Below are 12,645 nucleotides of genomic sequence, written 5' to 3'. Positions count from 1 at the left end.
CATATGAAATAGGCCTTTTTTTCGTATAATAGGATCTAGAATTTTGATCCTATCGTTAACATTACATTTGTTCTGCTATTCTTAACGTCAACACTTGGACTAACCGTATTCCAGTCGCCTTCATAAGTGATTCTATAAGGATTTTCTTTATAGTTGTTGGCATTATAAACACCAGTCAGATCAAGATATACACCACGGCCTAATTTAGCACCTAGACCAGCTGAAATGCCATAAGTTTTATACTCAGCATCTTTGTACGGATTACCATTATAATTGAAACCAGCTCTTCCGCTTAATATCTGATTAAATAATACCTCGCCACCTACGCGTACATTGAAGGCTGCCTGGTATGTATTTTTAATATTAGCATTCATCTGCTGCTCGTTTGAATTATTATTATAAACATCTCTATAGCGCATACTTGCATAATCGACAAATTCAACTTCCGCAGTTAATAGACCGGCAGAAAAATATTGTGTAAGACCAGCTGAAAGCTTATAGGGAGTTTGTAAGTTATAATCGTACGAGGTGTCGTAATACTTAGATGCGAAATTATGGAATGACTTATCGGCATTTGGCTTAAAGTAGTTAATGTCTGTATAAGAGGTCGATTCATCTGTAATTGACATAAATGTAGGCGTTTTAGCGTAAATCCTAAACTTAAAGAAGGTGTGGCTTTATAGATCATACCTAATTTAAAATCAAAACCAGATCCTTGAGTCACTTGGCCGTAATGGTCAAATAGTTCGTAGTCCACATCAACAAATTTTGCCTGTTCTTCATCTGCCTTTAGATAGTTTGATTCAGGATTCAATGCTTTAATACCAGCCGCATCTTTCGTTATGCCGTATTCTGTAAAAACAGCAGATTTTTCATAACGGAAATCTGTTAGGCTGAAAGTTGCTCCGATATAAAATTTATTGCTATAATTAGAGCCAAAAGATAATGCTGTTTCAGATTTTCCACCTTTGGTCCATACTGAATTCAATTGTTCGCTTCCTTTATCTTCAGCAATTGGAAAATAAAAGTTTTTGTCTTTGCCAATAGTTTTATCAAACATAAAGGATGATTTCATGTCATTTGCCCATTCACTTCCATCCTCATCGAACATGCGATCTGCATACGCATGTGTGATCGAATTGTCACTATTCACGCCACTATAGTCTAATTTATTGTTAAAAAGATTCGTACGATTGTAAGCAATACCAACATTAAAATTTAACCAGCCTTTAGTTAAGTCTCCGCCGTAACGAGTGGTTGGTAAATGAAATACAACACCACCATTATCCAGGTTAAAATTGTCTGTTTTGCTATTGCTTTTGTTACCGAAATAATCCATCTTATTTTTCCCATATTGGTAACGTAAAGTTGCAGAAGCATCAGATTGGTTATAAAAACCTAAACCTGCAGGGTTTCCTGTTATAGCGCTAATATCACCACCTAATGCAGTTGAAGCACCTCCCATAGCCTTGAAACGAGCTGTTCCTCCATTGTCTCCTTGAGAAAACAAAAGTACATCTTCCGTCATTGACTGGGCCTTTGCGGTGCCAACCATACCTATAGCTAGTACACTCCCAAAAAGTATTTTTTTAATAGTCATATAGTTTTATATATAGTAGTAATGAAAGAGTGATTGAATTTTCATCAACCACTCTTCTTATGAATCATATTTATCTTGTACGGCCTCCACCACTGCGTGTAGCACCACCGCCTCCGCCACCACCTGATGAACGAGTGGCACCACCGCCACTGTTAAAGCTTCCGCTCGATTGTGATCGCATCGTTGGTTGCGATGAACGAACCGGTTCGCTAGAACGTGTTCTTGAAGGTTGATAAGTATCTCTACTTGTACTTCTTGTCGCTGGGTTTGATTGTTGTACTCTTGTTGAACTTGTAGAACGTGTTCTGCCTACATTACTATTTGAGTTGTTGTAATTATCGGAACGTGTTGAACGTGTTCTGCCAACACCATTATTATAATCACCTCTGTTGGTATTGCTTGAACCGATACGTGTTCTTCCTGCTCTGGTATCATTTGGATTATTGCTTGATGCAGAAGAACGTGTTCTTCCAACACTGCTAATTCTACCGTTCGCATCTCTAGAGACGACAGCATTCGAACGTGTACGTCCAGTAGTTCTTCCACCATCACTGTAACGCGTACCTGATCTCGAACGTGTGTTGTAGTTATCACGGTAAGGTGAACGTGCTGCTAAGTCACGTGATCTGTGGTTACCCCAGTATCCGCCACCATAACCACCACCCCAGTAGCCGCCGCCCCAATATCCATTACCCCAATATCCACCGCCCCAGCCCCATCCTGGTACCATGGATTGTAACCCCAGCCAGAACCATAGCCGAAGCCAAAACCTAGGCCAATGGACCATCTGCCACCTCCAAAACCAAATGAAGGACCATAAAAGCCTCCGTATCCCATTCCCATACCATACCAAGGATCAAAGAATGGATCAAAGTAGGTCATACCTGGTGAAGAATAATAAAATCGATTAATTCGATTCGCATATTCCAAGTCTTCGTATTTTCCTTCTTCATATTCTGCATCAGAATATTCATCACTATAATATCCGTTATCTTGGACTTGATCAGCTTCACTTTCATCCGCATAATAGTAATCCGGACTTTGATAAGCTGGTCTTGCCTGGGCATTATTATTATAGACATCATCACTATGAGTGATTGGTCTGCTAGTAGTACAAGATCCCAGCGTAAGGCTCCTGAAATCACAATAGCGCCGAGTAAAAAACTATTTTTTTTCATAATATACTAAGTCGTTATGTTCGACAATACAGTCTAATTTACTATCTTAGACCCAAATTTCAGATAAGGGTTTAATCGTGTTCTCAAAAATAATAAATATTTATTTTTAAAACTTATATTCCTTTATTAGACGGAATTCTTAATCACAATGTTACAATAATTTTTGAATTAATAATATGGGTAAAGGTATAACAAGTCGTGAAGAAGACTATTCGCAATGGTATAATGACCTTGTGATCAAGGCTGACTTGGCAGAATACGCTGCTGTGAGAGGTTGTATGGTTATAAAACCATATGGATATGCTATTTGGGAGCGTATGCAAGCGGTTTTGGATAAAAAGTTTAAAGATACTGGTCACAGTAATGCTTATTTTCCTTTGTTCATCCCCAAGTCATTTTTCTCGAAAGAAGCATCACACGTAGAAGGTTTTGCAACAGAGTGTGCAGTAGTGACACATTACCGTTTAAAAAATGATGGTAACGGAAATATTATTGTTGATGAAGATGCTAAATTGGAAGAAGAGTTAATCGTTAGACCAACATCTGAAACGATTATTTGGAATACTTACCGTGGGTGGATTGAATCTTACCGGGATCTTCCAATTTTAGTGAACCAGTGGGCTAACGTTGTTCGTTGGGAAATGCGTACCAGATTATTTTTGCGTACTACTGAATTCTTGTGGCAAGAAGGCCATACCGCGCATGCAACTCAGGAAGAAGCAATTGAAGAGACCGAAAAGATGCTTCATGTATATGGTGACTTTGTTGAAAAATATTTGGGTGTGCCGGTTATACGCGGTCGTAAGACTGAAAACGAGCGTTTTGCGGGAGCGATAGACACGTATTGTATTGAAGCATTGATGCAGGACGGTAAAGCTCTGCAGGCAGGTACTTCACATTTTCTTGGTCAAAATTTTGCTAAAGCTTTTGATGTGAAATTTACTTCTAAAGAAGGTAAATTAGAGCATGTATGGGCAACATCATGGGGTGTTTCGACGCGTTTGATGGGAGCTCTGGTTATGGCACACTCGGACGATCAAGGTCTGGTATTGCCTCCAATGTTAGCGCCAATCCAAGTTGTTGTTGTTCCAATCTTTAAAACAGCAGAAGAGAAGCAAGCAATTGATAATTTTATCGATGCTTTGTCTGGCGAATTGAAAAGTAAAAATATTTCAGTGAAATATGACGATCGTGATACGCAAAGACCTGGATTCAAGTTTGCAGAATGGGAATTAAAAGGTGTACCATTGCGCTTAGCTATTGGAGCACGTGATATGCAAAATGGAACTGCTGAATTAGCAAGACGTGATACACAGACCAAAGAGACTGTTGAACAAGCTGGATTAGCAGATAGAATCGAAGGTTTATTGACTGAAATTCAGGAAAACATTTTTAAAAAGGCTTTGGATTACAGAGATTCTCATATTACTGAAGTAAATTCATATGATGAGTTTAAAGAAGTTTTGGAAACGAAAGCTGGTTTTATATCTTGTCACTGGGATGGCACTGTGGAGACAGAAAAACTAGTGAAAGAAGAAACAAAAGCGACTATTCGTTGCGTGCCTTTAGACGCAAAAGAGGAAGCTGGTATTTGTATTTTTACAGGTAAGCCTTCGACAAAACGTGTTTTATTCGCAAAAGCGTATTAATTTATAATCAATCACTCATGCGTTATCTCATATTAGGTTGTGGATGGGTAGGAGAGTTTGTCGCTAATTTATGGTTGAAAGAAGGACATGAAGTCTGGGCATCTACCACTACAGCAGAAAAATACCATCGGTTAATAACCGATGGTATTTTTGCATTTAAGCAAAATTTCGACGAACCACTAACTCCTGCTATTAATTTGCCAAAAGAATTTGATTATATCTTGGTGAGTGTTCCTGCAACAAATAAATCAACAATAGAAGACCTGACTAAAAGGTTCCTTCGAGTAAGTAACTTTCTATCCAGTTTACAATATAGTAAAATAATATTTTTAAGCTCAATTGGAATATATCCCGATGTTTCGAAAGAAATAGATGAGGATAGTTTTGAAGAAGATGAACTGCAGTCCAAATTACTGCTTGCTGAAAAATCTATTGGTGTATTCCCAAATACGCATATTTACCGTCTAGGAGGCCTGTTTGGTCAAAATCGCATTTTTGCTAAATATTTTCAGCAGAAAGAATGCACTACGGGTGGACAGCCTGCCAATTTTATTCATTTGGAAGATGTTGCGTCGCTGATAAGTGAGGGTTTTGCAAAGCCTTTAAACAATAAAATCTACAACGTGGTATGTCCTCATCATCCATTAAAGCAAGATGTTGTCGAAGCATCAGCACAGAAATACGGTTTTGATTTACCAACTGCTTTTAATAATAGTGATTCATTTCAGAAAATAGTAAAGTCAAATCGTTTGCAAAATGACTTGAATTATACTTTTAAATATGAATCTCCGTTAGATTTTTAATAAATTTACTTTTTCAGAATTAATATAAATATTAAATAATATGGCATATAAATTTGCAACTAAAGCGATTCATGCTGGTCAACAGTCGGACCCTACAACGGGTGCAGTGATGACTCCTATATATCAGACTTCTACTTATCAACAGGCTTCTCCAGGCGAGCATAAAGGTTACGAATATTCAAGAGGAACAAATCCTACACGGAAAGCTTTAGAAGACTGTTTAGCTGCTTTAGAAAATGGTCAGCATGGTTTAGCCTTTTCAAGCGGTATGGCCGCCACGGATTGTGTTTTGCGTCTATTGAAACCAGGAGACGAAGTAGTTACGGGAGACGATTTATATGGTGGTTCCTACCGTATTTTTACTAAAGTTTATGAAGCCTATGGAATCACTTTTAAATTTGTAAATACTTCAGATCCTGATGCTGTACGGGAAGCGATAACGGACAAAACGAAGTTAATCTGGGTAGAAACTCCGACTAATCCGACATTGAAAATTGCGGATGTTGCGGCTATTGGCCAGGTTGCTAAGGAAAAAAAGTGCTTTACGTAGTTGATAATACTTTTGCTTCTCCATACCTACAAAATCCTTTGGACCTTGGTGCTGATATTGTTATGCACTCAGCTACCAAATATATTAATGGTCATTCGGATGTGGTTATGGGGGCACTAGTTATGAATTCAGACGAGTTATACAAACAATTATTCTTTTTTTATAATGCCGTAGGCGGAACTCCTGGACCACAGGATTCATTTTTAGCGCTTCGTGGCATCAAGACATTACATTTACGTATGGAGGCACATTGTGCTAATGGACGTAAAGTTGCTGAATATCTTAGGAATCATCCAAAAGTGGAAAAAATTTATTGGCCAGGATTTGAAGATCATCCTGGACATGATATTGCTAAAAAGCAAATGCGTGATTTCGGCGGTATGATATCTATTGTTTTAAAAGGTGCTGATCTAAACGAAACATTTCGCATTTCTTCGCAATTTAAAGTGTTTACACTTGCTGAGTCACTAGGAGGAGTGGAGTCTCTGATTAATCATCCAGCAACAATGACCCATGGATCTATTCCAAAAGAAATACGTGAGAAAGTAGGTGTGGTCGATAATTTGATCCGAATCTCAGTTGGGATCGAGGATGCTGATGATTTGATTGCTGATCTGGAACAAGCGTTAGTTTAATAATAGATTAAAAAGTTTTAGCCGTCAGTTCCTCCTGATAATTTTATCGGGAGGAACTGATGGTTTTTATTTAAATAGATGGCAGATTTTAATATTAAGGATTTTTTGGATAAAAAAGTCGAAAAGTATAATCAACCCAATTTCATTCCGAATGATCCGATTTGTATTCCACATCGTTTTCAAAAGAAAGAGGATGTGGAAATCATGGGGTTTATAGCTGCAATATTAGCTTGGGGGCAACGGAAGACCATCATTAATAAATGCACAGAGTTGATAGAACGTATGGATGGAAGTCCACATGATTTCATCATGAATCATCAGGAGGTTGATTTAAAGCAGTTGCTCGGATTTAAGCATCGTACTTTTAACGATACCGATCTTCTGTATTTTATTCAGTTTTTTCGTTATCATTATAATCATTTTTCCTCTTTGGAAGATGCATTTTTAATTGGACAGGAAAATACGGGTACAGTTGTACTAGAAAAGTCTTTAGATGAGTTTAAAAATTACTTTTTTTCTCTTCCTGATTATCCATTAAGAACGAGAAAGCATATTAGTTCTCCAATACAGAAATCTACTGTTAAAAGGATCAATATGTTTCTGCGCTGGATGGTACGTCATGATGATAAAGGAGTAGATTTTGGAATTTGGAGCCGTTTAAATCAGAAGGATCTTATTTGTCCCTGTGATCTTCATGTCGAACGTGTCGCTCGTAAATTTGGATTAATAACTTTGGATCAGGTAAACTGGAAAACAGCGATGCAGCTTACTGAAAATTTGAGAAAGTTAGATCCATTGGATCCGGTTAAATATGATTTTGCTTTATTTGGCCTAGGAGTAGAACGTGAGTTGTAAAACAGATCAGATGTTTCTTTAATCAACTGATCTGTTTTATAATTCCGAGCTTATAGCTATGCGTTAAGCGGTATAATATTTTTTAATTAATGTAATAAATTGCTGTAAAACGGGATGTTGACTTTTGTTGTCATAAGCTAATATCACCTCTGTCTGAATATCCTGTTCTTTTAAAGCATGAAATTCTAATGGCAATTCGGTATTCTGTTTTGCAACCGAAGTTGGAACAAATGCGATACCTAATCCATTCGCTACCAATTCTAATATGGAATGCATGGTGTTACATTCGTGTACAATTTGTGGATGGAAACCGATCCGGTTTGCACAGGTTATGATCTGATTGTGGTAATCATCAGCATAACTTGAATTGTACGAAATAAAATCTTCTTGCATTAAAGTAAGTGCATGAATGTCCTTACCCCACTTTTTAGGCGTTGCTAAGCAAAAGGAATCTTTAAACAAAGAATACACCTGAAGATTAGTTGTAAAGATAGGTGCTCGTAGTATTCCTAAATCAAGTTTCCCATTTTCTAATGCCGTTTTTTGTTTCTGAGAAGAGGTCTCATACAGATAGACATGTAAGTAGGGGAAATCATTTTTGATTTGTTTCAATATCTTAGCCAGCATTTTCTTTGGGGTCGAACTAATGTAACCGAGTCTGAAATCTCCTGAAATAGCCTGATGTAATTGTTTGGTCATGAGCTTAGCCTTTTCCAGCTGCTGCATCAGTTGATCACATTCCTGTAAAAATAGCGTCCTGCATTTGTTAATTCAACACGCTTATTATTTCGGTAAAATAAAATGACCCCTAATTCTTTTTCCAGATCTTTAATCTGACGGGTTAAGGGCGGTTGAGAGATATGCAATTTTTCTGCCGCACGACCGAAGTGTAACTCCGTTGCCACTGCTTTAAAATAATGTAAATGTCTTAATTCCATCGATACTTGAAAGGTATTAATAATTGCCTAAAATAGTATTTTTAAAGTATTATTCAATGTTTTAGATTTGAAAATATTAAAAATTAGAAAGATGGAATATAAATCAACGCTAAAAGAAATTGAAGAACGGTTTGACCAGGATGTAGCACGGTTTTCAAATCTTGACACAGGACAGCAGACGACTTTAGATGCCTTGTTTAATATGGAACTGATTACTGATGGTATTGTCGCTGTGTATCCGGAATTAAATCACGTGCTAGATATTGGTTGTGGCGCTGGTAATTACCCTGTTAAATTAGCGCAAAAGATGTCCGATTTTGACTGTACTTTGGTTGACTTAAGCCAGCCGATGTTGGAAAAAGCACAAGAACGTGTACAAGAAGTCATAACTGGACAGGTTCAGATATTAAAAGGTGACTTTAGAACTGCCGAGCTAAAAGAAAATCATTATGACGTTATTATTGCAACGGCGGTTTTGCATCATCTCCGTGATGACCAAGATTGGGAGCATGCATTTAAAAAACTGTATAGCTTACTCAAAGAGGGCGGGAGTATCTGGATTTTTGATCTGGTGATTCATGATCATGATGCCATTCAAAAATTGATTTATGATAATTACTATGGTAGATACCTTACGGGTTTGAAAGACGGAACTTATCGTGACCATGTTTTTGCTTATATCGAGCATGAAGATACACCGCGGAGTTTAACTTATCAGCTTGATTTGCTTAAAAAGTAGGATTCAATTCTGTTGATGTACTCCATAAAAAATTGAATTTTGCCTCTTTTGTAGCTTTTAAATCTCGAACTACAGCATCTTAAGAAGCATAGTTGATTCATTTTAAAAGACGATAAATTTTAGTTTGCAAATATCACGTTAGTAAGCTGCTGTTTAATAGGAAATATACTTATATATACCTTATACTAAGGTACTATTTTTGGAGATATTCTAAAGGGATAATAGAGGGTTTCTAGAGGTAAAACACTATAAAACCCTCTATTAAAGCTCAGTTAAATCCGATGAAAATCTTACTGCATATTGAACGAGTATTAGCTGAAGTGCAAATCAGTCTTTTACATATTCATAAGAGGATGCAGATTTTGTTAAAAAATTATTATTTGTGACGATGACTGCCTATCCGCCAAATGATTTTCGTACTTTTATAAGCTATTTTAAATAACATATAATATTAGGAGAAAGCTTTGGATTTTTTAGCAGGATTGAACCCTTCTCAAAGAGGAGCTGTAGAACAAACTGATGGACCAGTTATGATTGTTGCTGGGGCTGGATCAGGAAAAACACGTGTCATTACTTATCGCGTTGCCCATTTAATACAAAAAGGAGTAGATCCTTTCAATATATTAGTTTTAACTTTTACTAATAAAGCCGCAAAAGAAATGCGTAATCGTATTATGTCGGTGGTTGGTGCTGAGGCTAAAAATATTTGGATGGGAACATTTCACTCCGTATTTGCCAAGATTTTGCGTGTAGAAGCTGAATTGATCGGATACCCGCGTAATTTTACGATTTACGATACGGATGATACGAAAAGTTTACTACGTTCCATTTTGAAAGAAATGAACTTAGATGACAAACTTTATAATGTCAATCATGTGTATGGGCGTATTTCTCAAGCGAAAAATAATCTCATATCGCCACAGGAGTATAATAAAAATGAAGCACTAAAAGCGGAAGATATTTCTAACGGGAGAGGTCAGTTAGGAGAAATCTATATGACGTATGCGCAACGTTGTTATCGTGCAGGGGCTATGGATTTTGATGATTTGTTGTTCAAAACCAACGTTTTGTTGAATAAGCATCCTGAAGTGCTGCATAAATACCAGCATCAGTTTAAATACTTGATGGTTGATGAGTATCAAGATACCAACTTTTCACAGTACTTAATCGTTAAGCGATTAGCTGCTGTTAATGAGAATATTTGTGTAGTTGGTGATGATGCACAGAGTATTTATGCTTTCCGTGGTGCAAATATTCAGAATATCTTGAATTTCCAAAAGGATTATCCTGCAGTAAAGGTTTTTAAATTAGAGCAAAATTACCGTTCAACTCAAATGATTGTTAACGCCGCGAATTCGGTTATTGCTAACAATCAAAATCAGTTGGAAAAGAATGTCTTTTCTGATAATGAAGAAGGAGAGAAGATAAAAGTTTCACGTGCATTTTCAGATAATGAGGAAGGCAAAATTGTTGCGGAATTAATTTCGCAAGAAAAGTCATTAAAATCGTATAATTATAAAGATTTTGCTATTCTTTATCGCACCAATGCGCAATCTAGAGCAATGGAGGAAGCTTTAAGAAAAATAAATATCCCTTATAAAATATATGGTGGTACTTCTTTTTATCAACGAAAAGAAATTAAAGATTTAATTGCATATTTTAGACTTACTTTTAATCCAAACGATGAAGAGGCGTTGAAACGTGTGATCAATTATCCTCGTCGTGGTATTGGTGATACCACGGTTGAGAAAATCGTGATCGCCGCAGATCAACATCAATACCGTCTTTGGGATATTGTAGCGAATGCTCAAATGTTTATGGACGGACGTAGTGCCGCTTCTGTTGGAGGATTTGGTCAAATGATCTTGAGTTTTCAAGCGCTGGCAAAAACTAATAGTGCTTTTGATACGGCAATGCATATAGCACAGCATTCAGGTATATTAAAGGAACTATATGAAGATAAGTCTGTTGAGGGATTGACACGGTACGAACATATACAGGAATTGCTCAATGGTATTAAAGAGTTTTCCGAACGCGAGGATATTGAGGAACGTGGGTTAGACATTTATATGCAGGATATTGCTTTGCTGACCAATGATGATAACGATAAAGATCCAGATGCGGATACGGTTTCAATGATGACGATACACTCGTCTAAAGGTTTAGAATTTCCTGTCGTATTCATCGTTGGCTTAGAGGAAAATTTATTTCCATCTCAGTTGGCACTTAATTCAAGGACTGAACTGGAGGAAGAAAGAAGATTATTTTACGTTGCAGTTACCAGAGCTGAAAAAAAATTATTACTTTCGTACGCAACTTCTAGATATCGATGGGGAACACTTAATAACTGTGAACCAAGCAGATTCTTGGATGAACTGAATCCATCTTGTTTGGATCTGGATTTTAAACCAAGACAAAGTTCTTCTGCAGAATCTGGAAGTTTCCAAGGTGAGCGTATTGCCTGGCAGCAAAAAGAGACGGATAGTTTTTCGAAACCTAAGCCGAAACCTTTTAAAACTACCTCGATATTACCCAAAGCGCATACACCTTCCGCTGGTTTTACTCCATCCGACACAAATAGTTTGCAGGTTGGCATGGAAGTGGAACACGAAAGATTTGGTTTCGGAAAGGTTGTTAACCTCGAAGGATCAAAGGGAGAAGTAAAAGCAACTATTTTCTTTAAAGACTTGGGACAGAAACAATTGTTGCTTAAATTTGCAAAACTGAGAATTATTCAATAATTTAATACCAAAGTACAGAATACAACGTTGTATTGGTACTGAAATTCACTATATGAACTTTGACTACAACAGCACAAGACCGAAGCTAATCCTAGCTGAATACGGTAGGAATGTGCAAAATATGGTAAACTATATTTGTGATTTACCTACAAAAGAAGAAAGAAATAAGTATGCTCAAGTTGTCATTGATATGATGGGGGTGTTAAATCCTCATTTACGCGACGTGGCAGATTTTAAGCATAAATTGTGGGATCACTTGCAAATTATTTCTGATTTCCAGATTGACGTGGATTCTCCATATCCTAAAGCAACTCCAGAATTGGTGAAGCATGAGCCAGAATTGTTATCCTATCCGCAGCATAATATCAAGTACAAGCATTATGGTTTTACAGTGGAGAAAATGATTAATAAGGCAATTTCCATTACGGATGAAGAAAAACGTCAAAAAATGGCGCTTTCAATTGCCAATTTCATGAAGATGGCGTATACAACATGGAATAAAGATGCGGTAGCAGACGAATTTATTATTCAAGATTTAGCAGAATTGTCAAGTAAGGTATTGCAATTGCCAGAAGGTACAGTTTTGACCAAACAAGATTTCAAAAGTGCGCCTCCGGGAAATAGAGTTAAAGGAAATAATCCGACACAAACTACTAATAACAATTCCGGGCATTCTAATAATAACCATAGTCGGAGCAACAACAATAATAACTCAAATAACAGAAGACCTTCGGGAACAAATTCGTTCCAAAAACGAAGCAATTCAGGTGGCGGAAGTAGTAACAATAACAATAGACGTCCTTACCAAAATAATAATAACAGCAATAATAATAGCAATAGTAACAGCGGTTATAAGAGAGGATAATTGTTAATACTTTAAGTATGATATAAGGCAATTGTGAAGTGATTTATATTTCTTTTCAATTGCTTTTTTTCTTATAACATCAAAGGAAAATA

The 12,645-nt window shown here is 36.8% G+C and carries 13 protein-coding genes and 1 pseudogene; 7 read left to right on the top strand and 7 right to left on the bottom strand.

Features of this window, described 5'->3' with window-relative positions; genetic code table 11:
* Positions 1-35: 35 nt before the first annotated feature.
* From L950_RS01905 to L950_RS31595, 5 genes are all read right to left on the bottom strand, one after another.
* Positions 36-419: a hypothetical protein gene (locus L950_RS01905; RefSeq protein ID WP_021192310.1), complete on the bottom strand. Its 384-nt coding sequence runs from the start codon at positions 417-419 to the stop codon at positions 36-38.
* A gap of 32 nt (positions 420-451) precedes the next feature.
* A complete protein-coding gene (locus tag L950_RS01900; protein ID WP_031289764.1) occupies positions 452-1,600 on the bottom strand; it encodes a hypothetical protein in 1,149 nt (382 codons plus the stop codon).
* 70 nt (positions 1,601-1,670) lie between these two features.
* A complete protein-coding gene (locus L950_RS31605) occupies positions 1,671-2,330 on the bottom strand; it encodes a hypothetical protein (RefSeq protein ID WP_021192309.1) in 660 nt (219 codons plus the stop codon).
* A complete protein-coding gene (locus tag L950_RS31600) occupies positions 2,213-2,482 on the bottom strand; it encodes a hypothetical protein (RefSeq protein ID WP_231576780.1) in 270 nt (89 codons plus the stop codon). Before L950_RS31600 ends, L950_RS31605 begins: the two co-directional genes overlap by 118 nt.
* A complete protein-coding gene (locus tag L950_RS31595) occupies positions 2,479-2,778 on the bottom strand; it encodes a hypothetical protein (RefSeq protein ID WP_021192307.1) in 300 nt (99 codons plus the stop codon). The genes L950_RS31600 and L950_RS31595 overlap by 4 nt, the downstream gene beginning before the upstream one ends.
* A gap of 176 nt (positions 2,779-2,954) precedes the next feature.
* On the opposite strand from L950_RS31595, the gene proS reads away from it, so the two are divergent.
* From proS to L950_RS01870, 4 genes and pseudogenes are all read left to right on the top strand, one after another.
* Positions 2,955-4,427 carry a proline--tRNA ligase gene (gene proS, locus L950_RS01885; protein WP_021192306.1) on the top strand — a complete coding sequence of 491 codons (1,473 nt, stop codon included), beginning with the start codon at positions 2,955-2,957 and terminating at the stop codon, positions 4,425-4,427.
* Between the two features lie 17 nt (positions 4,428-4,444).
* Entirely contained in the window at positions 4,445-5,230 is a 786-nt protein-coding gene (locus tag L950_RS01880; RefSeq protein WP_021192305.1) for a hypothetical protein, read from the top strand.
* 40 nt (positions 5,231-5,270) lie between these two features.
* Positions 5,271-6,415 (top strand): annotated as a pseudogene (locus L950_RS01875) (cystathionine gamma-synthase).
* Positions 6,416-6,493: 78 nt separating this feature from the next.
* Positions 6,494-7,270 carry a TIGR02757 family protein gene (locus tag L950_RS01870; protein WP_021192304.1) on the top strand — a complete coding sequence of 259 codons (777 nt, stop codon included), beginning with the start codon at positions 6,494-6,496 and terminating at the stop codon, positions 7,268-7,270.
* Between the two features lie 63 nt (positions 7,271-7,333).
* Here L950_RS01870 and L950_RS01865 read toward each other — a convergent pair whose 3' ends face one another.
* Both L950_RS01865 and L950_RS29200 read right to left on the bottom strand, forming a co-directional pair.
* Complete coding sequence (locus L950_RS01865; protein ID WP_231576779.1) at positions 7,334-7,996, bottom strand: LysR family substrate-binding domain-containing protein; 663 nt, start codon at positions 7,994-7,996, stop codon at positions 7,334-7,336.
* A complete protein-coding gene (locus L950_RS29200) occupies positions 7,996-8,208 on the bottom strand; it encodes a LysR family transcriptional regulator (protein ID WP_197086168.1) in 213 nt (70 codons plus the stop codon). The genes L950_RS01865 and L950_RS29200 overlap by 1 nt, the downstream gene beginning before the upstream one ends.
* Before the next feature lie 91 nt (positions 8,209-8,299).
* Between L950_RS29200 and L950_RS01860 the strand changes: the two genes are divergently transcribed.
* From L950_RS01860 to L950_RS01850, 3 genes are all read left to right on the top strand, one after another.
* Positions 8,300-8,947, top strand: a complete 648-nt coding sequence (locus L950_RS01860) for a class I SAM-dependent methyltransferase (RefSeq protein WP_021192303.1) — start codon at positions 8,300-8,302, stop codon at positions 8,945-8,947.
* Positions 8,948-9,411: 464 nt separating this feature from the next.
* On the top strand, positions 9,412-11,688 hold the full coding sequence (locus L950_RS01855; protein ID WP_021192302.1) for an ATP-dependent helicase: 2,277 nt from the start codon (positions 9,412-9,414) through the stop codon (positions 11,686-11,688).
* Between the two features lie 52 nt (positions 11,689-11,740).
* On the top strand, positions 11,741-12,553 hold the full coding sequence (locus L950_RS01850; RefSeq protein WP_021192301.1) for a DUF4290 domain-containing protein: 813 nt from the start codon (positions 11,741-11,743) through the stop codon (positions 12,551-12,553).
* The last annotated feature ends 92 nt before the right edge of the window (positions 12,554-12,645 follow it).

This window comes from Sphingobacterium sp. IITKGP-BTPF85 (assembly GCF_001006065.1).
GTDB lineage: Bacteria > Bacteroidota > Bacteroidia > Sphingobacteriales > Sphingobacteriaceae > Sphingobacterium > Sphingobacterium anhuiense.
This window is presented reverse-complemented; position numbering and strand designations above follow the sequence as displayed.

Bases quoted from the DNA above. Each gene is read 5' to 3' on its own strand.
- L950_RS29200 (WP_197086168.1), bottom strand. From the start codon at position 8,208: ATGGAATTAAGACATTTACATTATTTTAAAGCAGTGGCAACGGAGTTA.
- L950_RS01870 (WP_021192304.1), top strand. From the start codon at position 6,494: ATGGCAGATTTTAATATTAAGGATTTTTTGGATAAAAAAGTCGAAAAG.
- L950_RS31605 (WP_021192309.1), bottom strand. From the start codon at position 2,330: ATGGTACCAGGATGGGGCTGGGGCGGTGGATATTGGGGTAATGGATAT.
- L950_RS01880 (WP_021192305.1), top strand. From the start codon at position 4,445: ATGCGTTATCTCATATTAGGTTGTGGATGGGTAGGAGAGTTTGTCGCT.
- L950_RS31595 (WP_021192307.1), bottom strand. From the start codon at position 2,778: ATGAAAAAAAATAGTTTTTTACTCGGCGCTATTGTGATTTCAGGAGCC.
- L950_RS31600 (WP_231576780.1), bottom strand. From the start codon at position 2,482: ATGACCTACTTTGATCCATTCTTTGATCCTTGGTATGGTATGGGAATG.
- L950_RS01900 (WP_031289764.1), bottom strand. From the start codon at position 1,600: ATGACTATTAAAAAAATACTTTTTGGGAGTGTACTAGCTATAGGTATG.
- L950_RS01860 (WP_021192303.1), top strand. From the start codon at position 8,300: ATGGAATATAAATCAACGCTAAAAGAAATTGAAGAACGGTTTGACCAG.
- L950_RS01865 (WP_231576779.1), bottom strand. From the start codon at position 7,996: ATGCAGCAGCTGGAAAAGGCTAAGCTCATGACCAAACAATTACATCAG.
- L950_RS01850 (WP_021192301.1), top strand. From the start codon at position 11,741: ATGAACTTTGACTACAACAGCACAAGACCGAAGCTAATCCTAGCTGAA.
- proS (WP_021192306.1), top strand. From the start codon at position 2,955: ATGGGTAAAGGTATAACAAGTCGTGAAGAAGACTATTCGCAATGGTAT.
- L950_RS01905 (WP_021192310.1), bottom strand. From the start codon at position 419: ATGCGCTATAGAGATGTTTATAATAATAATTCAAACGAGCAGCAGATG.